The sequence below is a fragment of the Shewanella sp. ECSMB14101 genome (assembly GCF_000773485.1).
Taxonomy (GTDB): domain Bacteria; phylum Pseudomonadota; class Gammaproteobacteria; order Enterobacterales; family Shewanellaceae; genus Shewanella; species Shewanella marisflavi.
This window is the reverse complement of record NZ_JSFF01000007.1, coordinates 26,566-51,922: the sequence shown is the minus strand read 5'-3', so window position 1 is coordinate 51,922 and position 25,357 is coordinate 26,566. Positions and strand designations below refer to the sequence as shown.

Here is a 25,357-nt window from a genome sequence, read left to right as displayed (position 1 = left end):
TGTATGTCTATTCAGTGGCTAAGGGGAGTCACCGCGCTTATGCTAGCGTGAAACGACCTCTTTTGTCATCAGCTAAGGGTGATTAGGTTGAGCACCCAGCCCATCAGGGTAAAGGCGACCAGAAGCAAAGCAAACAGCAGGGCCAGCAGGCGCCACTGCATTACCTGTTTGAGCATCACAAACTCGGGAAAGCTGGCGGCAACGGTACTCATGCAAAACGCCAAGGTTGTGCCCAGAGGAACGCCTTGTATCAGCAGGCTTTCCAGTACCGGGATTACTCCTGTGGCGTTGGCGTAGAGGGGGATCCCCATTAGCACTGCAATAGGCACTGACCACCATTGGCCGTCGCCTAAATTGGCCTCTAGATAGCCGGCGGGAACAAAGCCGTGCAGCGCCGCGCCTAAACCGACACCTATGATGACCCATTTCCACACCCGGCTAAAGATATCCCGCGTTTCCGCCTTGGCAAATTGGTGACGCTGGCGCCAGTCCATGGACTGGCGTTGCTGGCTGCTGGTGGCGCTTTGTTGTGGCTGCGCCTGTCCACGGTTGTAGGCGTTGGCGGCAAGGGGTTGCAACCAGCGCTCGGCGTGTAACAGGTCCAGCAAGGCGCCGCCGAGCATGCCTATGGTGATGCCGGTAAGAAGGTAGAGCAGGGTGATCTTAGCGCCAAGCAGGCTAAACAGCAGCAGTATGGCAACCTCGTTGATCAGCGGTGAGGTGAGCAGAAACGCCATGGTGATCCCAACCGGGATGCCTGCAGAGGTAAAGCCGAGAAATACGGGAATGCTGGAGCAGGAACAGAAGGGCGTGATGGCGCCAAAGCCTGCGCCCATTCCGTAGCCGAGAAACTTAGGTTTGCCCGCCAGATAATCCCTTACCCGCTCGACATTGAGGGAGGCTCGCAGCCAGCCAATGCCATAGATCATCAAGATGAGCAGGGCGAAGATTTTAGTGGTGTCTTCGACAAAGAAGTGCAGCGCCTGCCCCAAACGGGTATCACTGGATAAGCCTAAGAGGCCATACACCAGGCCGTCGGCGAGTAGTGTAAACCAGGCGAACATAGACACTCCTTAGTGAATGTATGGTATGCGCTTCTTGGACCCTAGGTGGTGGGTCCAAGCTATCGCGCAGTAGCTATCGCGCCAGGGCGAATTAATTACGCCTGATTGGCTTGATTTAGCAACAGGGCTAACTCAGCTTCCGATGGAACATGGCCAGAGGTCACCACCTTGCCGTCGATCACGATCGCCGGGGTCGACATCACGCCATAGGCGGCAATCTCAACCATATCGGTAACTTTTACCAGTTCCATCTCTATCTTTAAGCTATCGGCCACCTTCTGTATGTCGTTGGCCAGGTTGGTGCACTTTTTACAGCCACTGCCTAATACTTCTATCTTCATCTGTTTTTCCTTATCTGACGGATTGAATTTTCATGCCCGGCGCCCTTGAACAATGACGAACTATTACTTACCGCAGCAGCTGTCAGGTGTTTGCGTATCAAGAGCGGTCTCGATACAGCTCAGCATGCTTAGCAGGCAAGGCGTTTCCAGGCGGTAGTAGATTTGCTTGCCCTCACGGCGACTGGTGACGATCCCCGCTTTTTTGAGCTGTGATAGATGCTTGGAGACGGTGGAGATGTCGGCATCGACCCCGTCGGTCAGCTCGCAGACGCATCGTTCCTGGTGTTCCAGCTGTTCAACTAGCCAGAGACGAGTAGGGTGGGCCAGCGCCTTGAGTACGCCAGCGCGGGCATTGAGCCTGGTTTGCTGTGTTTGCGTCATCTTAGGATTCATCGCGCGCCTTAAAAATGTGTTGGCTTCATTTGGCATAATAGCCAAATGTTTTTTTGTGAGAATAGTTTTTCATCAATGGCTTAGGGCTAAATCGTGATGGGTGTTTCACTTTTTATGCCTTTGTGAACTGGGTGTGAATCCTGTTTTGCGCTATTTGAAATTGCGCTTTTTCTTAGAGGTTGTGCTTATTCTCTTGAGACTGGGGTAAGGAGATTGCCACTGGCGAAAAGGGCTACAGCTTTGTTATCGATAGCGCTAAGGTAGTGGGGTTAAGTTTGGTTTAAGTTTAAGGCACGATCATCTAGGCTAAATCAAAATAAAAACAACTTGAAGGAGAGGACGCGTGAAGAAAATAGTCACCCTGTTACTGTGCATCTTGATGCCGGTAACAACTGTGTTTGCCGAGACGGGCAAGCCACTGTCGGTGGAGGTGCTCTGGCAGCTCAGCCGTATTGGCAATCCTAGCATCTCCCCCAATGGCGATTACATCATCGCCCCTGTGACTGAGTACGATGTGCCAGAAGATAAGGGCAATACTCAGTTGTGGTTGTTCGATAAAGACGGCGAGCAGCAGCGCGCCCTGACCGCTAAAGGGATGCGGGTTAGCGAGCCGGTATTCTCACCAGACAGCAAGACTTTGGCCTTTATCAGTAAGCGTGATAACGATGAAGCCGGTCAGATCTACCTATTGCCTATGGATGGTCCGGGCGAAGCTCAGCGCTTGAGTGAGGTGCCGAGCGGTGTTTACGGCCTTAAGTGGGTGGGTGAGCACCTCTACTTCATTAGCTCGGTTTATCCCGGTAAGAACTGGACCGAGATAGGCGAGCAGCTCAAGGCCGATAAGGATGACAAGGTGTCGGCTCAGCAGTGGAACGCGCTGCCCTATTCAAGTTTCGATCACTGGATTGATGAAGGCCGTCAGGCTCATGTGTTCCGTATTCCCGCTAAAGGCGGTGATGTGGAGGCGATTACTCAGCCCCTAAACATTGAGCTGCCGCGCTCATACCAAAGTGCGGGAAGCTATGATATCAGCCCGGATGAAAGCTGGATTGCCTTTAACGCCAATGGTAGTGATGATCAGGTTAACCCTAAGATAGATATCTTCCTGGCGGCTATTGGTAGTGGCAAGGCTGAGAATATCACCCCAGACAATCTGGCTCCGGACAGCAACCCTAAGTTCAGCCCTGACGGAAAAACCTTGGCCTTCACCCGCCAGCACATTCAGGGTTTCTATGCCGACACCGCCAAGCTGATGCTGTTTGATCTGAACAAGCGTAGCACTAAGATGCTGGCCAAAGAGTGGGATCGCTCGGTTTCGCGCTGGGTATGGACGCCAGACAGTAAAGGCTTTTACGGCGCCATCGACGACGCGGCCACCGTTCGCCTTTATCATATCAATGCTAAAAACGGTAAGGTGAAGGCCATTACCAAGGCGACCAACTTCGGTCAGCCTGCTGTGGCGAATGACGGCACGCTAGTGGTGGCCAACGATAGCTTCCTGTATCCGGCGCGTCTGGTGAAGCTCAATCCCAAAAACGGCAAGATGACGCGTTTAGACAGCTTTAACGACGAGATCCTTGCGGGGGTAGACTTAGGTACCTATGAGTCAGTGACCTACAAAGGCTATCAGGACAAAGAGATCCAGATGTGGGTGCATTACCCACCAGGGTTTGATCGCAGCAAGAAATACCCTTTGATGATGCTGGTGCACGGCGGGCCACACAACGCCATCTCTGACGGTTTCCACTATCGCTGGAACGCTCAGACCTTTGCCTCTTGGGGCTATGTGACAGCCTGGCCTAACTTCCATGGCTCTAGCAGCTTCGGTCAGGAGTTTGCCGACAGCATCAACCCAGACTGGAAAAATAAGTCACTGGAAGATGTACTCAAGGCGGCCGATTGGTTTAAGCAGCAATCCTGGATCGACGATAAGCGCATGGTGGCTGGTGGTGCCAGCTACGGCGGTTACCTGACCTCTATCATTCTGGGGCAGAAGCATCCCTTCAACGCCCTGCTGATCCACGCTGCCGTATACAACATGTATTCGCAGATGGCGGCCGATTTTTCTGTGCATAGTCCACGCTTTGGCAACTACTGGGATAACCCAGAGATCTACCAGTCTATCTCGCCTCACTATGGCGCGGCCAACTTCAATACGCCAACCCTAGTGATCCACGGTCAGCTGGATTATCGCGTGCCTGTGGGACAGGGCTTTGAGCTGTTTAGAACCCTGCAGACCCGTGGTGTGGAGTCGCGCATGATCTACTTCCCTGACGAGAATCACTGGATCATGAAACCCAATAACTCCATCTACTGGTATAACCAAGTGAAAGATTGGATGACCCGCTTCGCCGAGCCGGGCGGAAAATAATCCGTTTGTAATAAAAAAGGCTGCCCCGATTTATTCAGGGCAGCCTTTTTTTCACTCATCAGGCTTGATTAAGGTTGCTGTAGCTGGGCCTTGGCCGCCTCTACCTTGGCGAAATCTAATCCCAGCTCGGTCACGGCTTCTTTGATAAGGGCCGGGTTTTGCATTACCAGCGCCATAAGCTGTTGCAGTTTTTCAGGGGCGATGCCCAGCTGGCCAATGGTACCCATCGCCATCAATGGGTTTTCGGTCAGGGCCTGAAACAGCTCCTGGATCTGAGTGTCGCTGACATTGTGTTCTTTTAAGATCGCAATAATGGGATTCATTGCATTACCTTATCTTGGTTAAAAGTAAAACAGGCCGCAAGTTTAGCATCCTCTGCGACTAGCTCAAGCCATTCTCTTTAAAGCAGGCGACAAAAGCCTTGTCTTCCTTTTGGATATGCTGGCTAAGCCAGTTTTTCAGAAACGCCATCAACTCATCACCAATATCTTCCCCCTGTTCGACCCGGCGTTGAAACGCCAGCACCTTGCCTACCAGTTGGTGGTGGAAGTCGGTATGTTGCTTGTCCTGGGGATAGCCGAATTGTTCAAACAGCGTCTCCTCATACTTAAAGTGGTTGGCGGTGTAATCGATCAGCCCCTGTACCACCCGCTTGATAGAAGCCAGGCCATAGTTGTGATGGAGTAGGTAATAGAGTTCGTTGATCAGGTGTATCAAGGTTTGGTGCTGGCGATTGATCTCGGCCAGATTAAGATCCAGTGCGTCGCTCCATTCGATCAGTTTCTCGCGGCGCTTATCTTCGCGGGCTATCTGTTCGCTGTCGGTGGCAAAACGATGCAGTAGTGAGTCGATTTCGCCCGCCAGATTTCGCACTGTGATACTGGCCAGTAGGGTTTCCTGAGTTGCTTTAACATTCTCATCTGACACCTTATCCACTTCCACCAGACAGGTATCCAGCAATTGAGTCTGTTCAACCTGTTGTTGCGAAGCCTCGGCGATCTGATGGCCTAGTGTGTCTATGCTTTCAATTTGTGCCACGAGTTGTTCGAAGTGGCTTTCAGCCTCTTCGGCGACAGATTGCGAGTGCTGCACGCTCTGGCGATTTTTCTGCATGGTGGTAATGGCGCTACTGATCTGAGTTTGCAGGTTAGCTATCTTGTTGCTGATATCTTCTGTGGCTTCCTGGGTACGCTGTGCCAAAGATCGCACCTCGTCGGCCACCACGGCGAAGCCTCGACCCAATTCGCCTGCCCGGGCACTCTCGATAGCGGCGTTGAGGGCTAGCAGATTGGTCTGCTCGGCGATGCTGCTGATGGTTTCTATCACCTGACCAATTTGCAGACTCTCCTGCTTCAGCAGCTCGAAGTTTTCATCTGAGGCGGCAAACTGTTCGCCCACCTCTTCCAGCGCCAGCTCAAGGGAGCGCATCTCTTTCTTGCCTCTATCGGCCTGAAGTTTCGACTCGCTGGCGAGCTGCGAGGTGGACTCACAAAAGCTAGAGACCTCGGCTGTGGTTTCAAATAAGCGAGCGACGATCTGCTTGGCCTCCAAAACATCGGCCTTTTGCCGTATCGCGCCGCCTTTCGAGGTCTCTGAATCTGTCTGTACCGTATCGGCCACATTGACCAGTTTCAGGGTCGACTTATTGAGGGAAAACAGGGTGCGAGAGAGGTCTTCGCCTATCTGATTGAAGGCCTTGAACAGCGGCCCACCAATGGCGGTTTGAGTCTCTAAGCGGACGCGAAGATCGCCCTCAGAAAGCTGAATTGCGGCGTTGCGCAGTGTGTTTAACATGTTACGCATCGACACTTGCACAGAGAGAATAAGCAGAAAGTAAACCAGTAGTAATAATAACCAGGGCCATTGGCCTTGTTGCAGGAGGAGATAAGCTATCGGTAGTAGGGGAACGCCGAGCAGCAGACTCCATTGAAAGGCTGTCAGCGAAGCGATCCTTTTCGCCATTTTATCAATCATTCCGAAACCTTATGTTGGGTGGGACTCCTTAAAATTTAGTCTAAATTTACCAAATGGGTACTATTGCGAATGATTCAACCGCCGGACTGCGAGTTGATAGCAGTCAGGCGGTTTGCGAGACAAGCCTAAGGGGGCTATCTGCCCCTGTCAGCTTTAGAGGAGTGGATCGCTGGATTTGCTCTCGACTTGGCCAATGATTTCGATATCGCTGAGGGTAGAGAGTACGCCCCATTGCTGAATCGTCATCATATCTTTAACCTCTTGGGCCTTAAAACTCAGTCTCAGGCCATCTTTACGGTATTCCTGTGCTAGGTTCTGCGGCAGGATCTGGCGGCCATCGTCTGTGATAATGCCCCAAAAACCGCCTTCAAGATTGAAATATCTAACCGTGCCTTGTGTCATATTGATGCCCTTATCCGGTGAATGGGGTTGCTCGACTGAGAGGCCATTAGGAACTGCGGCGAGTTCATCGGCGCTGGGACGTTCGGCCTTAGGAGCCACTTGTTCTACTGGGGCTTTTGCTTGTTCCGCTGGGGCTTTTGTTTGTTCAGGCGTGGATTGCTGTTCTTGATCGCAGGCGGTTAAGGCGAATGCGGCGATTAGGGGAAGCGAGATTTTGGTAATGATACCCACAGATTAATTCCTCATATTCGAAATTGACAAGGAATACTGTAACAGAAAGCAGACCAATGCCTAGCTCAACGGCGGATAATTTAACGGTAACAGTGAGATGACGGTGGCGCATAGCCGGGGCTGAGGTTAACCTAGGGCTATATTCTCTTCTGCTCGCTGGCCAAGTAACATAGCCAACAAGATATAGACTCTATAAGCAATTGCCGACTCGATTTGGCAAAGGCAAGGAAGGCGTGATGTTAACTAACAATTTGAACTCTGCTAAGGGAATGGGCCGTCAACAGGGGGCAAGCACAGTGCAGATCCTCTTGATCGTGCTGCTGACCATAGTGCTGACCGCTGTGGCGAGTTTTTTCATTATTCGCACCTACATTTTCCCGGCGCCTTTTACGCCCGTGACCCTAAATGCCAAAGAGGAGCAGCGACTGGACAACAAGTTGTCTCAGCTGGGCTGGCAGGTAGAGCGCAACACCGAGGGGCAGCGTGGTGGCGATAAGCTAGAGCCCGAACCCTATCGCGAGCGCGACGCCGATCGTCAGGTGACCTTCAGCGAGAAGGAGGTCAATGCCATGATAGGCCGTAATCCTGACTTTGCCGAGCGGGTAGCGATAGACTTCTCCGACAACCTGGCCAGCGCCAAGATTTTAGTGCCTATCCCGCAGGATTTTCCCATTATGGCGGGTGAGATCTTAAGGGTTAATGCGGGATTGGATATCCATTTGGACGCCACTCGTCGCCCCGTGGTGGCGCTGGTGGGGGTTAGCCTGATGGGCGTGCCGATCCCTAATGCCTGGCTCGGCAACATGAAAAACGTCAATCTGGTGGGGGAGTTTGGTGACCGTGGTTTCTGGACGACTTTTGCCGACGGCGTTGATGATCTGCAGATCCGCGATGGCGAGCTCTATCTTAAGCTAAGACGCTAGCGGTGGTGCTGATAACTCAGGCTCATGCTGAATAGGAAAAATAAAAGCCGGTGATGAAGGCCGGCTTTCGATGCAGTGGTGTAGGGAGTGTGTGAGATGGTGCTTAATCCTTAGCTTGCTGCGTGTTCGTCTCCTGCTGCGTGCCACTCTCTTGTTTCGTCTCTTCCTGTTTAGGTTTCTCGGCCTGACCGCCGCATCCGCCACAACAACTCATAATGACTCCTGTTATCTCGATTAAGTGGCCACAGAGTACTTGATTAAAATAGTCGGGTATTTGATCTCAATCAGCTTTTAGTGACTTGTTGTGATCGCCGCCGGGATCGGTCGGCGATCGCATAGGCCTTAGGCTGTGAGTTCTTGCGGCGCCGTGCTGGCGCGTTTAGCCGCGAAGTAGGCCAGGGTGTCGCCAATGATCACCTTACGCAGGCCGATCAGGGCGATGAGATTCGGGATCGCCATCAGGCCGTTAACCGTATCGGCCAACATCCAGATCAGATCCAGCTGAATAAAGGCGCCACCGGCGATAAGACTCAGAAAGATAAACTGATAGATCTTAATGCCGTTGTCCCCTAAGCGTTTCCCCGTCAGATAGTACCAACAGCGCTCACCATAGTAGTGCCAGCCGAGTATGGTGGTGAAGGCGAAGCAGACCAGGGCGATGGTCACCAGATACTGACCGACGATGGCCGAACCGCCGCTGGCAAACGCGGCGCTGGTCATGGCGGCACCCGCGGTGTCTCCGCTCCATACGCCTGTGATGATCAGCACGAGTCCCGTCATGGTACAAATAATCAGGGTGTCGAAGAAGGTGCCCGTCATGCTGACCAGTCCCTGTTCTACCGGCTCCTTGGTCTTGGCGGCAGCGGCGGCAATGGGGGCGCTCCCCAAGCCTGACTCGTTGGAGAAGACGCCGCGGGCGATCCCTATCTGAATCGCCTGCGCAACCGTCGCCCCTAAAAAGCCACCGGCGGCTGAGATGGGGCTGAAGGCCGACTGCACCACAAGTTGTAATGCCGGGACTATCTGATCGCTAAAGGTAAACAGGATCCACACACAGGCCAGCACGTACCCCAGTGCCATGCTAGGCACCAACTTTTGCGCCACATTGGCGATCCGCTTAACGCCGCCCAGGGTGACCGCGGCCACGAGTAGCGTAAGGATGATAGCGGTGACCCAGGTGGGCACATGGAAGGCGATGGTCATGGCATCGCTGATGGCGTTGACCTGAGCAAAGGTGCCAATGCCGAAGAAGGCGACGCCGACACCAAATAAGGCGAACAGTTTGGCCAGCCAGCTAAGCCCTAATCCGCGCTCTATGTAGTACATGGGGCCACCGGCAATATTGCCGCGCGCGTCTGTGGTGCGATACTTGAGTGCCAACATGCATTCGGCATACTTGGTGGCCATGCCGAAGAAGGCCGCCAACCACATCCAGAAGAGAGCGCCCGGACCACCAATCTTAATGGCGGTGGCCACACCAACGATATTGCCCGTGCCTATGGTGGCAGACAGTGCAGTACACAGGGCGGCGAAGGAGGAGAGATCGCCCTTGCCACTGGCAGGCTTAAACAGCAATCTGAGCGCCAGGGGGAGCTTAAAGATCTGTATTAGCCGCAGACGCAGGGTGAGATAGAGACCTGTTCCCACCAACAAGCAGAGGGTGATAGGGCCCCAGACGATGGCGTTGATCTCGCTTAGTAACGCGTGAAAATTCATGGTGTTCCTCGAATATTAAACTCTAGGGTCCGTAGACCCCCTAATATGGAGGAGGAAAAGAAATGTCTGTTTGGAGACTGGCGTTTGTGGCTTTGTGACACTTAATTAGCAGTGACAGGTATTCACTGTGACACGCCTTAAGGGTGGCGTGCACTAACAGGCCAAAAGTAACAAACGACAGTGACTGAATATAGCCGGGGCTATAACCGCTACAGTCATCCTCTCCTCTGTCCTTTTGCCTGAGCGTTTCGCGTAGCGCCTTGGGGGCTACACTTTCGCCTTCGGCGCCGTGATACTCAGGGATCATCCTTAGCTCACAGTCTCTCCAGAGGCTCGTCCAGTAACAGTCCACGCCATCATCATGGCACCTGAAAGAGTGCTTTATCGCCGATAACGCCTGGCGAAAAAGTTGCCTCGTCGGTGTGGGGTTAACTCCCCACTCTCCTGCTACCTTCATCCGAACGGAATCCGGGGGCTGCAGCCCCCGGGGCCGTATAGAATGCGCTAAACACCGCCGTATCTCAAGGGATCTACGTCACATTTTTAAGGGGAGGAGAGGGCGAAAGCATGAGTGAGATAGCGATCATACTGGAGGGAGCATTGACGGCTGCTTTAGACCAAAGGCTTAAGATTTTTTTCGCCCAGCCCCTTACCATAGCGCCCTTCTAGGGTTTAGAATAAAAGGCCTTAACCGCATTGTGGTTATGCAGGCATTCTTTGCTTAGCTGTCCAGCCTCTACGCTCACAGAAACTTCAGGTGTATCGTCACCTCACGACTTGCCATTTTTTGCCAAGTGCAGACAAGCCTTGATCTCGACTCGTTACACTCGATGTTCGCCATTGTGTCGCGGCAGCTAGCATCATTTCATCGGGATCAACATGTTATCAGCAGTTAGAAAAAGCATTAGCGCTAAACCCTCTTTGCAGGAGATACAGACCAATATCCTGGCGGGTTTGACCGTCGGGGTGATCGCCCTACCACTCTCTATGGCACTGGCGATTGCCAGCGGCGTGCCGCCACAACATGGCCTCTATACGGCGATGATCGCCGGCATAGTGATCGCCATTTGCGGCGGCTCTAAGGTTAACATCTCCGGGCCCACGGCGGCCTTTGTGGTGATTTTACTGCCAATCGTGCAGCAGTATGGTTTGGGGGGGCTGTTGCTTAGCGGTCTGATGGCTGGCGTGATTTTGCTGCTGATGGGCCTGGGTAAGCTGGGGCGATTGATTGAGATAGTGCCTTACCCAGTTACCGTTGGCTTTACCGCCGGGATTGGCGTGGTGATCGCTACCTTTCAGATCAAAGACTTCTTCGGCCTAGATGTCGCCGCGGGCGGCGAGCATTACCTTGAGAAACTCTCCTATATCGCTCAGGCGCTGGGCAGCATTGCCTGGCAGGAAACCCTGATTGGCGCCCTGACCCTGGCCGTGCTGCTAACTTGGCCAAGATTGAAATCTAAGGTGCCGGCGCACCTGGCCGCGCTGTTAGTGGGCGCCTTAATCGCCTGGGTGATGACACTGTCTGTTGAGGGCTTTTCTGTGGCAACCATAGGCAGTCGCTTTCACTATGAGCTAGATGGTGTGCTGGGCAGCGGTATTCCGCCCATCATGCCGAGCTTCGACTGGCCCTGGAATCTGCCGGGCGCCGATGGCCAGCCCATAGGCATAAGTTTCGAGTTGGTGCGTGAGCTGCTGCCGTCAGCCATTACCATCGCCATTCTGGGGGCGCTGGAATCTTTGTTGTGCGCCGTGGTGGCCGATGGCATGTCGGGCAAGAAACATAACCCCAATGACGAGCTGATCGGTCAGGGGTTGGGGAACATGCTGGTGCCTCTGTTTGGTGGTATTCCGGCAACGGCGGCGATTGCCCGCACCGCCGCCAACGTCAAGGCGGGGGGCAGCATGCCGCTGGCCTCAGTGGTGCATGGTCTGTTTATATTGGCGGGAATATTACTGCTGGCGCCGCTGCTCTCTTATATTCCCATGGCGTCTATGGCCGCGCTGCTACTGGTGGTGGCCTGGAACATGAGTGAGGCGAAGCATTTTGTGCGAACAATCAAGGTGGCGCCGAGGGATGATGTGCTGATCTTAGTGCTCTGTTTCGCGCTTACCGTGCTGTTTGACATGACGATTGCCGTGGCGGTGGGCATGGGGCTGGCAGCCATGTTGTTTATTCGCCGCAGTATCAGTTTGACCGACACCAGGGCGATAGAGACCAATCATCAGGCCTATAAGGTGCCAGAGGGGGTCGTGGTGTACGACATCAACGGGCCGCTGTTTTTTGGCTCGGCCCACAAGGCGCTTAAGACTATCGCATTGGTGCGCCCGGATGTGCGGGTGGTAGTTTTGGATATGTCTGAAGTGACCCTGCTGGATATGAGCGCCATAGTCGCCATGGAGTCCATCGCCAAGGAACTGGCGGCGAAACAGGTGGGGTTAATTATCAATAACCTGCAACCGCGCATGTTGCTGAAACTCAGGCGCGCCGGGATCCGTAAGCGTCGCGGCCAGGTAGAATATGCCCGCACCATGGATGACAGCTTTGCCCTGGCGCGGCGCATGACGGTGCAGGCCTAAGCGGGCTGGGATTTGGCTATTTAGGCGCTGGCGGCCTTTGCATGTCGAAACGCAGCGCCTCTGAGATGCCATAGTAGGCCGAAGGCCCACCCGCCCTGAGAATGGGCTCGGCCTTGGCGGTCAGGTAGGTGCCATCGGCATCCAACAGTTGGCGATCGATATGCACGGCGACCACTTCGCCCAGCACCAGCCAGGTTTCAATTTTTTCGCCGCTGGCCGATTGCAGCTGCAAAGACTGCGATAATTTACACTCGAAATTCACCGGGCTTTCGGCCACTCGGTCGGCGCCCACCAGATTGCCCGGCACTGGCGTGAGCCCGGCAAATTCAAACTCATCGCTATCTGGTGCTAGGGCTGCGGAGGTGAGATTCATCTTCTCGGCCAGTGGCCGGGTCGCCAGGTTCCAGACAAATTCGCCCGTGGTCAATATGTTGGCCAGGCTGTCTTTGTAACTCACGCTGGCAAAGCCTATGATGGGGGGATGGTAGTTAAAGCAGTTGAAGAAGCTATAGGGGGCTAAATTACGTTTACCGTCCTGGCTGCGCGTGGCGATCCAGCCTATGGGTCTTGGCCCTATGATGGCGTTGAGCGGGTCGTGCGCTAAACCATGTCCTTTACTGGGTTCATAGTAATAACGTGCTTGTGTATCCATCTTATTGTCCTTTACCAAGACTGCCATCGATAGGGCTATTTAACGCTCCTTAACCTTGAAAAACAACTCTCTGGTCATGGACTGAGTTTTTGATTAGTCTAAAAAATCCCCGATATGAGAGATGAGACAACTAATGCTGGCTAATAAGAATAATAACTTGAGCCTCTATGCTATTTTTTGGCTGTTGTGTTTGACCTTGCTGCCTCAGACCAGCCAAGGTGCCGCAACGAACGAGATACTGCCGCTGCGAGAACGGGCGGCTTTGATCGACAGCCTGACCGAGAAACGTGTGCAGCAGTTGCTGCCCGAGTTGATGCGCGAAAGCAATATCGATATGTGGCTGCTGATCAGCCGCGAATATAACGCAGATCCTGTGCTGAAAACTATGCTTCCTGCGACTTGGCTGTCGGCGCGGCGTACTACCATATTGGTGTTTGCCCGTGATAAGCAGGGCGAGGTGAACGCCTATGCTATCGCGCCTTACAGTGTCGGCAACTTGTTCACTAAGGCCTGGGATAAGGAGACACATCCCAGTCAGTGGCAGGCGCTGAATGCCTTGGTGGAGCGTTATCAGCCCAAGCGTATCGGCGTTAACCGCTCTGCCAGTTGGGCCCATGCCGACGGTCTGGTATCGGGTGACGAGGCGCGGCTATTGCGTCATCTGCCGGAACCCTATCGACAGGCTCTGGTGTCTGCCGAGCCACTGGCGATTGGCTGGCTGGAACGTCGTATCCCAGAGGAGGTTGCCCTCTATCCCAGTTTGGTCAAGATGGCCCATGAGATCATCGCCCAGGGCTTTTCCAATGAGGTGATACAGGTGGGCAAGACCACGAGCGAGGATCTGGTGTGGTGGTTCAGGGAGCGGGTAAGAGAGCTGAAACTGCAAACCTGGTTTCAGCCCAGTGTCACCATTCAAAGGGCCAAGCAGGCCGACCTGTCCGGTGATACCGTGATCTTGCCTGGGGATCTCTTGCATGTGGACTTTGGCATCACCTACCTGAGATTAAACACAGATACCCAGCAACTCGCCTATGTGCTGCGCAGTGGCGAGACCTAGGCGCCAGACTATCTGGTGAAGGCGTTTAACAGTGGTAATCAATTGCAAGACATATTAACCGCTCAGTTTGCCGTGGGCAGGACGGGCAACCAGGTGCTCAAGGCCGCACGGGAACAGGCCATTGCAGCCGGACTTAAGCCGACTATTTACTCCCATCCCATAGGTTATCACGGTCATGGAGCGGGTACGACCTTAGGGATGTGGGATGCCCAGCAAGGGGTTGCTGGTTCAGGGGATTATCCGCTGCACCTCAATACCGCCTACTCCATTGAGCTTAATAACGCCGTGTTGATCCCAGAGTGGGAGCGGGAGATCCGCATCATGCTGGAAGAGGATGCCATGTTTGACGCCAGTGGGGTCTGGTATCTCAATGGTCGCCAGACGGCTTTGATGCTTATTAAGCCTGAATGAAAAAGCTTTGCAGGTGTTTGGCGAGCAGTTCAAGGCATGTGGCATGTCCCCAGGAGTTCCCTCGAATCCGCATCTTGACTAAGCAGCACGCGCTCTAGTCCTTAAAGGCCTTATTTCAAAGGCGAATCACTGTTTAGGTGGTTCGCTTTGCTATTTTTTAGCCAATGCGAATATGAGCGCGTGTGAGCTGGCCCTCAGTTTCATTCCATAAGATCTTCCACAATCCAGTTATTGGCGTATGCCAATAACCTATGTTCAAACCGTTCTCAATGTCTTGCCCAGGTTTAGTCGCTATCGATTTGTGGCCATCAAATGATGGTTATGCCAGCGCAAGTTAATGTGGAATTGGTTGAACTCATTGCTATTTAATCGATTAAGGGAATGGCCATGCCAAGACCTAAGAAATGCCGCCGATTGCAGTGCTGTGTACCCTGCAGCTTGTTCAAACCTAACGGTATTCCCAGTACTGAGCTAGAGAAAATCCAGCTTGATGCCGATGAATTTGAGGCCTTGGCGCTTGGGGACGTGCAGCGACTCAGTCAACTCGAGGCAGCGGCGTCTATGGGGATCTCCCGTCAGACCTTCGGCAATCTGTTGGCCAGCGCTCGTCAAAAGGTGGCGACGGCGATCACTCAGGGCCAGGCCCTGGTTCTGCCCTCATCGAATTCATAAGGAATTATCATGATAGTTGCTATGCCAATGAGCCGTGGACGTCTTGCGGCGCATTTTACCAAGGCGCAAAGGATCGGTTTTTTTAACGAGTATCACCAGTTAATCACCAGCTTCGATAATCCAGCACTTGAGGGAAACTGCCGTGCTAAGGCTGAGTTACTGCGCCTGATCCAGGCTCAAAAGACAGATATTGTCATAGTGCAGCATATCGGCGAGCGCATCTTGGGTAAGTTATTAGCGGCGGGTATTAGCGTTAGCCAGGGGGATAAAGAGGAGAGTATCGAGGTGTTGCTCAGTCAGACTAAGGTGCTGGAGCGGCGCCTGGTAGATGCCTCTATGGGGCGCGCCTCACTCAATCATGCCAAGAAGGGCGGTTGCTGTGGCAGTGGTGGCAGTTGCGGTTCGGCCGGAGGTTGTGGCTGTGGCGGTTTTGAGGCCGATAGTGTGCCACCTTCAGTGCTGCTGCAACCTTTAGCACTTAAAAAGTCTATGTCTCATCAAGGCGTTGATGCGCCTGTTGCCTATGGTGGCTTTCGTCCCTTGAAAGGATAAACTCGCCACACTTAGTCCAGTAGTTGATAGGGGCGGGCGATCGCCTCTTTCACCTCGGCCAAAGAGAACACCTTGATAAAGCGCCCAAATGCCTGACCGTGAAAGTAGAGTTCAATAACTGGCAGGGTAAATACTCTATGGGCGGCGGCAATGTCGCCATGGGCTTCACAATCGATATAACAGAGCTGCACCTTTGGAAAATCACAGGCCAGCAACTCGGCTAATCTGGGTTTGATACTCTGGCAGACGCCGCAGTGTTCCCCGCCAAACAGTATCATGACCGCTTGGGTGGTCTGTATGTAATGCGTTAGTGCCTAGGGGGATTCAATCTTGTCTGGATTCAACGGCCTTGCCTCTCTATATTAATGATTCGCTCTTGGGTGAGCAGGATGCCTCTAAAGAGGTATTTAAATTCAATATCATAGCCTAATCTCGCTATCTGGTTCACACTTCTTTATATCACCTTGAATTTCCATTGTTCAGCCGTGCTTGTCTCAGTAGACTGGCGACTATAAAGCTATATTTAAGATGTTTGTTTAAGCTTTTCTTTGGCAGAGGTGCAGAAGATGCTCAATATTGATGACCCTAAAGTGATCGACAAGACACCGGCGATTTGGCGTTTGGGTTTTCGGCCCTTTTTCTTAGGCGGTGCCCTGTTGGCCGCCCTCTATATACCGCTGTGGTTGATCACCTGGTATCTGCCTGAAATGAGTCTGTTACGGGAACATTTTTGGGTCAAGGTGGTGCCGCTCTGGTGGCATCCCCATGAGCTGCTGTTTGGCTTTGCCATGGCAATCGTTAGTGGCTTCCTACTGACCTCGGTGCAGACCTGGACCAATCAGCCGAGCCTTAAGGGCTGGTCTTTAGCCTTGGTGTTTGCCTGCTGGTTACTGGCGCGTGTTTTGTTGCTATTGCCGCTTGAGCTGCCAGTCTGGTTACCGGCGCTATTTGACAGCCTCTTTTTGCTGCTGACGGCGGCCAAGCTGTGGTCTTGTATCTACCGTGTCAAACAGTGGCGAAACATAGGTTTTCCCATCATGTTGCTGGTGGCCACAGGGATCAACTTACTGAGTTATTACGCCCTGAGTCAGCGAGACTTTGTACTCAGCCATCATATCTGGCAAGGCATGCTTTGGTGGCTAGGCTTGTTGATCACTATTGTGGGGGGACGAGTTATTCCCTTCTTTACCGCTGTACGTATTAAGCAAGCCAAGCCCGATCCCATCAAGGCGCTGGATTTGAGTGTGATTGGGCTGATGATCTTATTGATAGTTCAAGGGATCACTAAGTGGTTGCCCCTTGGTGCCGAGCAAGCCTTGCTTGGATTAGCGGCCCTGGCTCATCTGCTGCGTTGGTTACGCTGGCAGCCCCATAAAACCTTGAAAGAGCCTATGCTCTGGTCATTGCAGCTGGCTTATCTCTGTCTGCCCGTGACCCTGGCGGCTATCGCCTGGAACATTGAGGATGAGAATGCCTATCGTCATCTGCTGCACTTGTTTGCTATCGGCACCATGGCTGGGCTCTGTCTATCTATGATATCCCGCGTTTCTCTGGGGCATACCAGTCGTAACATCTATCAGGGCCCTAAGATGGCGTTTGCCTTTTTATCTATTAGCCTGGCAGCCCTATGTCGCGCCGTGATGCCCTTATGGTTTCCAGCCTATAGTGAGCTTTGGCTCTGGATGGCTGGCAGTTTCTGGAGCCTGGCCTTTGGCTGGTTTGTCTGGTGTTATGCGCCAATATTGACCCGGCCCAGAGTCGACGGACGACCAGGCTAGTCCTGGCGTAAGTAAGAATATTAATGAGTGTGGAAAGTCCAATGAAGAAACTAAGCGCTATCGCATTGAGCCTACTGGGCTGGTGCACCCTGAGTACGATTTCAAGTTCGGCCTTAGCGGCAGATGTGAGCAGTAAGGTGATGGAGAGCATGCAGGCCATGCAGACCAAGTACCCTAATCAGTATGCCAGCTGGGAGGCGACCTCGACCCAAGATGCGCGCAGCGACATGCTGGCCAGCTATCCTGCCGCCATCATACTCTGGGCGGGATCTGCCTATGCCAAGGAATACCATAGCCCTAGGGGACACCAGTTTGCGGTAGCAGACGTGACTCATACCCTGCGGACCGGCGTGCCGCCGGAGGCGGGGCAGAAAGGACTGTCGGCGAGCTGCTGGACCTGTAAATCGCCCGATGTGCCAAGGCTTATCGATGAGCTGGGCGTGGAAGGCTTTTCGGCTAAGAATTTCACCGATCTCGGCACCGAGATGAACAGCGTCGTTTACTGCAGTGACTGTCATGAGCAAGGTAAGGCGGCATTGACCCTGCCGCGCCCTCACGCGCGAGATGCCATGGCCAAGGTACACTTGCCGTTCGACAAGCAAAATCAGTCGATGCAGGGGGCTCAGGTATGCGGCCAGTGTCATGTGACTTATTATTTTCAACCCGAGCGCAGCAATAAGGTGAATATTCCCTGGATCTTCGGTAGCAGTGCCGATTTGATCGAGAAATATTACGATACTCGCCGCTTCTACGAGTGGATCCATCCTATCTCAAAGACCCCCATACTTAAGGCTCGCCATCCCGAGTTTGAGCATTGGAGTCGCAGCGAACATGCCAAGGCAGGCGTCACCTGTGTGACTTGTCATATGCCGGCCGCTACTGACAGTGAGGGTAAAGCCTACACTAACCATCAGGTGGGCAAGGCGCTGCCAAATTATGACGTTGTGTGTCAGGGCTGCCACCAAGATAAATCGGCCTTGATGAAGCAACTTAACTCCGCTAAATCAGAGATTGCCGCGAAGGCCAGAAAAGTGGAGCAACTCCTGGTTAAGGCTCACTATGAGGCGGGCGCCGCCTGGGATGCTGGCGCGAGCTGGGCCATTATGAATGATGCCATCATGGCGATCCGTCATGCCCAGTGGCGCTGGGACTTTGCCATGTCATCTCATGGCAGTTATGCCCATAACCCTCAGGAAGCTAATGCTCTGCTGGATAGGGCGATAGTTCAGGCCGAATATGCCCGTCAAGGCCTTGCTGAGATCTTGAGCATGCTCTCTGTTACTAAAGTGGATTATCCCGATATCTCGACCAAGGAGGCGGCGCAGCAGGCGGTGGGTATAGAACTGGATAAGCTGACTAAAGCCAAGCAGGCCTTCATTAAACAAGAGGTGGATAAGCATTGGCCGGCGGTGAGCCGTACAGGCTACTAAGGTCAATAGCTTAAATTGCACAACGCCAGCAACCAACCCCTAGGGTTAATGCTGGCGTTGTTATTTTCTGGATATTGAATTGTGTTTACAGTTTGAGATCTGATATCAGGTGCCACCGCCTGCGGCCCATCTCTAATATCACGCCGACAGCGAGTCCGGCGGCGGTATTGATGGTCAGACAAACGGCGGCGGTGGATAAGATCACTAAGATGCAGAAGGGCTTTCCATCGATAAAGCGCTGTGACCAGGCGAGTTGCAAGCCGGCGATCGCCAGCAGACTACCGAGAATCGCCAAGGGGATCAGTGATAACACCTGAGCTATGGTGTCACCCCAGCACAGGGCGATCGCTAAGCAGGTCAGGCCAAACAGGGCCGGAGCCCGCCAGCTGCGGGCGCCGAAATGATACTGCACCGCCAACCCTCCTGCGCCATGACACATGGGTGTCGCACCAAATGGTGCTAACACCAGGTTTGCCCAGCCTGAGCTGGTGGCCAGGCGACGGGGCGTAAATCGTTTGCTGTCGATCAGGGCATCTTGAGGAAATTTTCCACTTGCCATGGCTGAGGTGGCGATCACTGCATTGGTCAGCGTCAATGCCAGCTGTGGTAGTACAAGCAGGAGCGCCGCCGAGCTCCATTCCTCCATATTGGGCCAGCCCATTTGCCAGTCTGTGGTGGCCGATAGCGTAAAGCTGGCAGCACTGCCTTGAGTCGTTTGCCACAGGACACCTAGCCCTAGTACCAAGGGCATAGCAAGATAGGGAAGCGGCAGGAAACGGCTCATGAATAGCGCGCTGAATGCCAGGATACCGATGAGCCAGGTACCGCTCATCATCTGTCCGCCCATCCAGATCAGCTGTAACCCTATGGCTAGCTGAATGCCGATACTGATGGCGGGTGACAGCTGCCTTGCCATCCAGTTGATAGCACCGCTATAGGCCAAGATGAGTAAAATCAGCCCCATCATGATGCCACTGGCTTGCAGCATGCCCGGTGTCAGCCCCTGGGCGATCACCAGCGCGGCGATCACCTTCATAGGTTGTACCGGAATGGGTCTGCGGTAGAAGTAGGCGGTAAAGAGGGCGAACAGCCCAAACCCGAGAAAGATCCCCTGAGGGGAAAAGTGGTTGATGGCGATCAGTCCGAGTACGAGGGGCAGGAAGGTGCCCAAGTCGGCAAAGGCGCCGCTAAACTCTCCTATATGCTGGTTTAAATGGTTAAAGAATTTGGTTTTACATCTCATATTACTTGCCGTGGGAAATCATCACTTAATTTTGTGGCAAATTTAATGCCATGATTTTTGTAAGTCTTTTTGGGGTAAACCGAGGTAAAGTGCGCCATTTGGCTGAAGTGGATGAGACAAGTTGTCACATTTTGACTTTGTACTGGGTTGTTTTGTCTGTTCTATAAGATATCGCTGATAGTCGATCTGTTGCGCCCCTAAGTCGTACGTCGCTTGCTGATATGCTGGTGAAGAAAGTTGATAAAAAAGAGGCCTGGCGAACCAGACCTCTTTACTGCGGGGGTGATGATGAAAATGATTAATTATTTAGCGTGTTTAGGGCCTTTCTTGTTTTTCATTGGGTCGCCGTCGTAGCCTAAGGCTTGCCAATTTAAACGTGTGCCCTTGTTGTGGCAGTCGTTACACTTTAGCGCCTGATCCTTTGGCGAAACCATGTGGTTGATGCGCCACCACATCTCGGTTTCGGCGAAGCCGTACTCGCCACTGTACTTGATGCCTTGTTGGGTCAGTGCCTGATTAGCTTCCATGCCAAGCTTGGCGGCCTTATCCCAATCAAACTCGGTCCAGTAACCGCCTTTGCCATAGGTTTTTGCCGTGATGATGATGTTCTGTTTAGCATCGAAGATCTGCTTGCCGCGATGTACCTTGAATGGATAGATCTTAGCTGTCTTGTCTGTGATATCACCCAGTGGTGAGGTCAGTTTAGTGACCTTAGAGGGATCCATCTTATCACCAGCCATGTAGGCATCGGCCTTACCGTTGTACCAGGCATACTCAGGCTCAACCATCTTGCCCCAGACAAAGCTACCTTTCTTCTTCTGGAAGGTCTTTTTGCCGTTTTCATCCTTGGTTTCAGGTAGGTCTTGTCCTGCGGTAGACCAATCCCAACTCATCTTGGTGGGTTCGTTACGCGCGAAGAAAGGAATGTGACAGGTCTGACAGGCGACACTGGCGGTATGGGTATTGAGGCGCTTGTTGGCGTGCGGCGCACCATCGTGGCAGTTTTCACAGCCGATATCGTTCTGTCCACCTGGTGAAACCCCCATGGCATTACCCGTGATCTGGTGCTCCTGTGTGGTGTGACAGGTTTGGCACTGGAAGTCATTGCCGTCTGTGTCCATATGCACATCGGTGGCTTTATCGGGATAGGCCATAGAGGAGTCGAGATCTCCATGTTTGACCGCATCGCCGCCGCCACCATAGAAGTGGCAGCTACCACAGTTGTCGCGCACCGGCATGCCAACATTTTGCGCAACGCGCTCTAGGTTTACCTTTGCCAGAGCTTCACCTGCGCCGGCGGGATCTTTGATGTAAGTGCCCGTCGTGTCGTGACATACCAGACAGTCGACCTTTGTCATGTCGCTAAAGTCGAAGTTATTGTCTTTCCAACCATAGCCAGCGTGACAACTGGTACATCTTGGCTCGTTACCCGAAATTGAGGTACAGAAGTTATTGATAGCGTTCTTCTTACCACGCTTTACTGTGCGTCCAGGGAGATCTTGTTCCAGTTCCCAGGTCCAGTGAGAAGACTTCATAAAGTCTTTGGCGTGATCTTCATGGCATTCGATGCACTGCTCGGTCACCTGAGAGCCCTGGGTAAAGGGCCCCTGAATGGCTTCCTTGTGCGGATTTTCGGCAACGGCATTAAGGCTGGCCAAGCCGAAGATCCCTGCAGCAAACATCGCCGTAAGAGAGTATGTGAGTTTCATGCTGATTTCCCTACCCCCGGCCGAAGCCGGGGGAGACAATAAAGTTAGAAGTTGATGACTAATGAAGCGTTGAGGTCATAGGCAGTATCGACCACAGGCAACATTGAGTAGGCTGAGCCATTTACCACGTCATCCACTTTTTGTGGGGCGCCTACCGGAGTGCCGCTTCCGGTATATTCGTAGTCGTAGTAGAGACCAGCCAGCTTGATGAACATTCTTGGATTGATATCAAACATATAGTAAGCCTCGGCCACATGACCACGGGTAGCTAGCTTGCTGCCGATAGGGTCATCCTGCGCCTGAGTAAATGGGGTCCAGTACTTGGAACCATAGTTATACTCGAGACCGAACTTGCCGTAAGGTGCAGGGATTTGAATGCCCACATAGATACCATAACCATCTTTGGTGTCAGCTTCGTCGGCGGCACTTGGCATCATGATGATCTCGCTGCCATCGGCATTAAGCTGAGCTTCAAATATTGCATCGCTTAGCATGCCGCCAAACATACCGGCATTGCCGTTGCCTTCGGCGCGGGTCCAGCCGAAAGAGGCGAAGGCTTTAAAGTCTTCATCGCTCTCGTAGGCGTAACCTATACCGCCAAGGTACATGTCGCCGATAACGCCGCTAGGCTGTACTCGGGTTTGGAAGTTGAAGTTACTGAACTTCTGCATGTCCTGGTACATGGTAGGGGCAAAGATTCCCGCAAGCTGAGTTGGGAAGGCCATAGTGCCCTTGAAGCCGTCGTTAATGTCTTTAGCACCAAACAGGGTAAATTGCAGGAAGTGATTACCGTCGTTGATGGCATCGATGTTAAAGCCACCTAAGTGGGTGTCTTTAGTGACGATATCGCCAAACATCTCACCATTACCCCACTGGGATTCGAAGCCCTGGCCGTAGCAGAAACGTACGACTTGGCCTTCGATACCCGTGATCTCACCGAGATTGTAGCCCAGGGTCGCACCGTCGAAGTTGAAGTTCACCAGGTGGCCAGACGGTGTGCCGCCGCGTTTCTCATTTTCACGATACTGGGTTGGTGGGCCATAGGTAGATGGACGACGACCAATAGATAGGTAGGTGTTGCTGCCACCGATATTTTTCCAATCGAAATAGGCGCGTTCAACCCTTAGCCAATCGCCGCTGGTGTTACCGCTATTGGTGCCATCCATGGTGAAAGAGCGCCATGAATCGAAGACCTGAACACCCGTTGAGTCGCCCCAGTTTTTGTACATGCTGAGACGACCAGCAAAGCTGACGTTATCCCATACCTTGGCCTTGAGGTTCAATCTGAGACGCGTGGTGTAGAAGATATCGTTGTTGATGTCTTGTGTGGTTTTAGGTGCCAGCACGTAAGGCATCACGCCTTGCAGCATACCGCTTTGGAAGGCCGCGGCGAGCTCCGGATTGGCTGCCATCATCTGTCCCAGCGGGGAGTCGGGATCGTTAGGCATACCAAAGGCACCAGACATGGCTTTAGCCCCAAAATCATTAAAGTCTACCTTGATTGCAGGGTTCCAGGTGACATTTTGGTAATGCAATGAATGGGCCTTGGTACGGAAATCACCGGTGATTTCAAGTCGGTCGAGAGCAGTGTGGCGCTCGTTCTTGTCGACGCGGCTATTGATATCGTCAATCTCTTCGGTAAGGTCGGCAAGTTGTTGTTTCAGTTCGGCTAATTTTTGTGCGTCGCTATCGACAGCATAGGCTGTGCCTGACATAGCCAGGGCGTTAGCGATCAGTATAGACAGTAGAGTACGCATGTGAATCTCTCCTTAGGCGCTCATCGGGAGCAGTGAATGAGCGCTTCGATTACGAAACTGTGGTTAACCGCAAGTTTGTGGTTGATCGGAATCGGCCGCGTGGTCGTATAAAAATTGCTGAATATCCAAGCGCTCTTTGTCGGAGAGGTTTTTAAATACTTCAGGTTGAGCGCTGTGCATATCGCGTTTAAAGAAGCGGTCCCACTGGCTCATGGTCTTGCTCATAGGAGTGAGTTCACCGGCGGCATCACCCTTGCTGTGGCAGGCTTTGCACTCTTTTTTGTAGAGATGTTTGCCTTTCTTAGGGTTACCGCCATCGACGGCGTAGACTTGTCCGCCGACGCAGAAAGCGAGTAGTAAACAGGTGCTGATTTTGGTTAGGTTTTTCATCATCTTTTTCCTTAATCGCTACTGTGAGCGATTTATTAACATGAAACAAAATGCTTGTTTCTTGTTGGAAAATTTACCAAAAATGGGCAGTTGTAAATTTGATGTTGATCACCTTCATGAAATAAATCTAATTGATAAAAATATCATGGATAAAAGTCTAATGGATGTTGCTTAAGTTGTTGAAAAATATTGTTTGTTTTTGTTTTTTAGCGAGAAAAGCCAAGCAATAATTGGAGTGGTTAAGATCACACTTTGTTATTTAAGCACCCTCTAAATAGGTATTTAGACTTGTTTTAGCTCAGCCAATGCGCTCAATAACTCAAGTCGCAGAGCAGGTTTGTCGGCAAAATATTGTTGTAGGCGCTTGGGGCTAAAAAGGGGTGAAAAAAATTATTAAATTGTCCCGTTTTGCAGTCACTGTTTTGAGGGCATGGTCTATCTTTAAATACAGCTTGGTCAGTTTTTTAGAGCAAGTACAAGAATAATGAATGGGGTGAATGATATGAAATACCTTAGCTTGGCTATTGCGGTGTTATTGTCTTGCCATGTCTCTGTGGCGTCTGCTGCTTCTCTCTATAGCGAGGCTAGGAGCGATGCCATGGGCGGAACCGGGGTTGCGGCATCTAACCGCGAAGGTGCCGCCTTTATCAACCCTGCTCTGTTAGCTATTCATGCTCCTAAGTACTCTAGTGGTGCCGTGATGATACCGGCTTTGGGGGCCGAAGTGGGCAGCCTCGATGACCTCATTGATAAGTTTGACGCCCTGCAGGATTCCTATGACAGCCTTGAAGCCGCCATCGATGCCGGTGACGTGACGGGCATAAGCAGTTTTCGAGATCTGCTGATTTCCGATCTAGAGGCACTCGATGGCGAGAACGCTTACGCCAAGGTGGGACTGGGTTTTTCTGTGGTGCTGCCGACTAAGCGTATGCCCATGTCGATTTTCTATAAGACATATATAGATGTGGCGAGCGTGGCAGTGATAGAGCAGAGCGATATCGATTCCTTGACGAATCTGGATCCCAACAATCCTCCAGAGGTGACCGATTTAGACTCACAGGGCGCCGTGGTGGCGGGGGCTATTTCAGACCTTGGGCTTGCCTTGAGCTTTCCACTCTCGATAGTCAATATGCCGATAGCGGTGGGGATTTCTCCCAAGCTTCAGCGTATAGATACCTATAACTATGTGGTCAGTGCTAATAACTACGATGTCGATGACTTTGACGACAACAAGTATCGCAACGATGAAAGCGTGTTTAACTTGGATATCGGCGTGGCCATGCAGCCCATAGAAGGCTTAACTCTGGGCCTATCTGGACGCAACTTGGTGAGTCAGAAGCTCGATACCGTTGAGACCTTGGGGCGTCAGTTTACCTATCGCATCGAGGCCTTATACACCTTAGGTGTTGCCTATGATTGGGATAAGTTCAGTTTGACGTCCGATGTGGATCTCAACGGTCATAAGCGCTTTGACGAGCTGGGTGAAACACAATATTGGCGCATAGGTGGTGAAATGAGAGCCACAGATTGGTTTGCGTTGCGATTGGGTTATCGTCACGATATGAAAGATACCAGTAGTAACCTCTATAGCTTAGGTACGGGCTTTACCATAGGGCGCTTCTTTAACTTAGATCTTACCGGTTTAGTGGGCAGTGACGATGCCTTTGGCGGCGTGATTCAAACTTCTTATCATTTTTAGCCTAAGGTAGCGATA

At 52.4% G+C, this 25,357-nt stretch carries 21 protein-coding genes, 1 pseudogene and 2 riboswitches; of the genes and pseudogenes, 9 read left to right on the top strand and 13 right to left on the bottom strand.

Going from position 1 to position 25,357, the window contains the following annotated elements; genetic code table 11:
* Positions 1 to 68: 68 nt before the first annotated feature.
* The 3 genes from NY07_RS07975 to NY07_RS07965 form a co-directional block, all read right to left on the bottom strand.
* Positions 69 to 1,064, bottom strand: coding sequence for a permease (locus NY07_RS07975; protein WP_033538818.1), 996 nt, complete (start codon positions 1,062 to 1,064; stop codon positions 69 to 71).
* 95 nt (positions 1,065 to 1,159) lie between these two features.
* Complete coding sequence (locus NY07_RS07970; RefSeq protein ID WP_033538817.1) at positions 1,160 to 1,405, bottom strand: thioredoxin family protein; 246 nt, start codon at positions 1,403 to 1,405, stop codon at positions 1,160 to 1,162.
* A gap of 63 nt (positions 1,406 to 1,468) precedes the next feature.
* Complete coding sequence (locus NY07_RS07965) at positions 1,469 to 1,786, bottom strand: ArsR/SmtB family transcription factor (protein ID WP_033538832.1); 318 nt, start codon at positions 1,784 to 1,786, stop codon at positions 1,469 to 1,471.
* Between the two features lie 355 nt (positions 1,787 to 2,141).
* On the opposite strand from NY07_RS07965, the gene NY07_RS07960 reads away from it, so the two are divergent.
* Positions 2,142 to 4,169 (top strand): S9 family peptidase, encoded by a 2,028-nt coding sequence (locus tag NY07_RS07960; protein ID WP_033538816.1) that lies wholly within the window; start codon positions 2,142 to 2,144, stop codon positions 4,167 to 4,169.
* Between the two features lie 68 nt (positions 4,170 to 4,237).
* On the opposite strand, the gene NY07_RS07955 is transcribed toward NY07_RS07960, so the two are convergent.
* From NY07_RS07955 to NY07_RS19165, 3 genes are all read right to left on the bottom strand, one after another.
* Positions 4,238 to 4,492, bottom strand: coding sequence for a DUF2999 family protein (locus NY07_RS07955; protein ID WP_033538815.1), 255 nt, complete (start codon positions 4,490 to 4,492; stop codon positions 4,238 to 4,240).
* Positions 4,493 to 4,550: 58 nt separating this feature from the next.
* Positions 4,551 to 6,143 (bottom strand): bacteriohemerythrin, encoded by a 1,593-nt coding sequence (locus NY07_RS07950; RefSeq protein WP_033538814.1) that lies wholly within the window; start codon positions 6,141 to 6,143, stop codon positions 4,551 to 4,553.
* Positions 6,144 to 6,296: 153 nt separating this feature from the next.
* Positions 6,297 to 6,776 (bottom strand): hypothetical protein, encoded by a 480-nt coding sequence (locus tag NY07_RS19165; protein ID WP_033538813.1) that lies wholly within the window; start codon positions 6,774 to 6,776, stop codon positions 6,297 to 6,299.
* Between the two features lie 236 nt (positions 6,777 to 7,012).
* On the opposite strand from NY07_RS19165, the gene NY07_RS07940 reads away from it, so the two are divergent.
* Positions 7,013 to 7,699 (top strand): hypothetical protein, encoded by a 687-nt coding sequence (locus NY07_RS07940; protein ID WP_033538812.1) that lies wholly within the window; start codon positions 7,013 to 7,015, stop codon positions 7,697 to 7,699.
* Positions 7,700 to 8,041: 342 nt separating this feature from the next.
* Here NY07_RS07940 and NY07_RS07935 read toward each other — a convergent pair whose 3' ends face one another.
* The gene (locus NY07_RS07935; protein WP_033538811.1) at positions 8,042 to 9,415 is read right to left on the bottom strand and encodes an alanine/glycine:cation symporter family protein; all 1,374 of its coding nucleotides are present in this window, start codon (positions 9,413 to 9,415) and stop codon (positions 8,042 to 8,044) included.
* 217 nt (positions 9,416 to 9,632) lie between these two features.
* Positions 9,633 to 9,754: riboswitch (glycine riboswitch) on the bottom strand.
* Between the two features lie 8 nt (positions 9,755 to 9,762).
* Positions 9,763 to 9,872: riboswitch (glycine riboswitch) on the bottom strand.
* Positions 9,873 to 10,282: 410 nt separating this feature from the next.
* Between NY07_RS07935 and dauA the strand changes: the two genes are divergently transcribed.
* Positions 10,283 to 11,992, top strand: a complete 1,710-nt coding sequence (gene dauA / locus NY07_RS07925; RefSeq protein WP_327266734.1) for a C4-dicarboxylic acid transporter DauA — start codon at positions 10,283 to 10,285, stop codon at positions 11,990 to 11,992.
* A 16-nt stretch (positions 11,993 to 12,008) separates the two neighbouring features.
* Here dauA and NY07_RS07920 read toward each other — a convergent pair whose 3' ends face one another.
* The gene (locus tag NY07_RS07920) at positions 12,009 to 12,644 is read right to left on the bottom strand and encodes a flavin reductase family protein (protein ID WP_033538831.1); all 636 of its coding nucleotides are present in this window, start codon (positions 12,642 to 12,644) and stop codon (positions 12,009 to 12,011) included.
* Between the two features lie 133 nt (positions 12,645 to 12,777).
* Between NY07_RS07920 and NY07_RS18880 the strand changes: the two are divergent.
* The 3 genes and pseudogenes from NY07_RS18880 to NY07_RS07905 all read left to right on the top strand — a co-directional run bounded on the left by NY07_RS18880 (position 12,778) and on the right by NY07_RS07905 (position 15,336).
* Positions 12,778 to 14,112: pseudogene (locus tag NY07_RS18880) on the top strand (M24 family metallopeptidase).
* Positions 14,113 to 14,499: 387 nt separating this feature from the next.
* Positions 14,500 to 14,784, top strand: coding sequence for a DUF134 domain-containing protein (locus tag NY07_RS07910; RefSeq protein WP_033538808.1), 285 nt, complete (start codon positions 14,500 to 14,502; stop codon positions 14,782 to 14,784).
* Positions 14,785 to 14,793: 9 nt separating this feature from the next.
* The gene (locus NY07_RS07905; protein ID WP_033538807.1) at positions 14,794 to 15,336 is read left to right on the top strand and encodes a NifB/NifX family molybdenum-iron cluster-binding protein; all 543 of its coding nucleotides are present in this window, start codon (positions 14,794 to 14,796) and stop codon (positions 15,334 to 15,336) included.
* Between the two features lie 11 nt (positions 15,337 to 15,347).
* Here NY07_RS07905 and NY07_RS18875 read toward each other — a convergent pair whose 3' ends face one another.
* Positions 15,348 to 15,635 (bottom strand): thioredoxin family protein, encoded by a 288-nt coding sequence (locus tag NY07_RS18875; RefSeq protein WP_258311759.1) that lies wholly within the window; start codon positions 15,633 to 15,635, stop codon positions 15,348 to 15,350.
* Between the two features lie 267 nt (positions 15,636 to 15,902).
* Here NY07_RS18875 and NY07_RS07895 point away from each other — a divergent pair, with 267 nt between their 5' ends.
* Both NY07_RS07895 and NY07_RS07890 read left to right on the top strand, forming a co-directional pair.
* A complete protein-coding gene (locus tag NY07_RS07895; protein WP_033538830.1) occupies positions 15,903 to 17,114 on the top strand; it encodes an NnrS family protein in 1,212 nt (403 codons plus the stop codon).
* A 41-nt stretch (positions 17,115 to 17,155) separates the two neighbouring features.
* Positions 17,156 to 18,544: an ammonia-forming cytochrome c nitrite reductase subunit c552 gene (locus NY07_RS07890; protein ID WP_235363907.1), complete on the top strand. Its 1,389-nt coding sequence runs from the start codon at positions 17,156 to 17,158 to the stop codon at positions 18,542 to 18,544.
* 85 nt (positions 18,545 to 18,629) lie between these two features.
* On the opposite strand, the gene NY07_RS07885 is transcribed toward NY07_RS07890, so the two are convergent.
* The 4 genes from NY07_RS07885 to NY07_RS07870 form a co-directional block, all read right to left on the bottom strand.
* Positions 18,630 to 19,787, bottom strand: a complete 1,158-nt coding sequence (locus NY07_RS07885) for a putative sulfate/molybdate transporter (RefSeq protein ID WP_033538805.1) — start codon at positions 19,785 to 19,787, stop codon at positions 18,630 to 18,632.
* Positions 19,788 to 20,089: 302 nt separating this feature from the next.
* Positions 20,090 to 21,469 (bottom strand): tetrathionate reductase family octaheme c-type cytochrome, encoded by a 1,380-nt coding sequence (locus NY07_RS07880; protein WP_033538829.1) that lies wholly within the window; start codon positions 21,467 to 21,469, stop codon positions 20,090 to 20,092.
* A 71-nt stretch (positions 21,470 to 21,540) separates the two neighbouring features.
* Positions 21,541 to 23,253: a DUF3373 domain-containing protein gene (locus tag NY07_RS07875; RefSeq protein WP_033538804.1), complete on the bottom strand. Its 1,713-nt coding sequence runs from the start codon at positions 23,251 to 23,253 to the stop codon at positions 21,541 to 21,543.
* A 63-nt stretch (positions 23,254 to 23,316) separates the two neighbouring features.
* Complete coding sequence (locus tag NY07_RS07870; RefSeq protein WP_033538803.1) at positions 23,317 to 23,646, bottom strand: c-type cytochrome; 330 nt, start codon at positions 23,644 to 23,646, stop codon at positions 23,317 to 23,319.
* 499 nt (positions 23,647 to 24,145) lie between these two features.
* Here NY07_RS07870 and NY07_RS07865 point away from each other — a divergent pair, with 499 nt between their 5' ends.
* Positions 24,146 to 25,342 (top strand): conjugal transfer protein TraF, encoded by a 1,197-nt coding sequence (locus NY07_RS07865; protein WP_033538828.1) that lies wholly within the window; start codon positions 24,146 to 24,148, stop codon positions 25,340 to 25,342.
* The last annotated feature ends 15 nt before the right edge of the window (positions 25,343 to 25,357 follow it).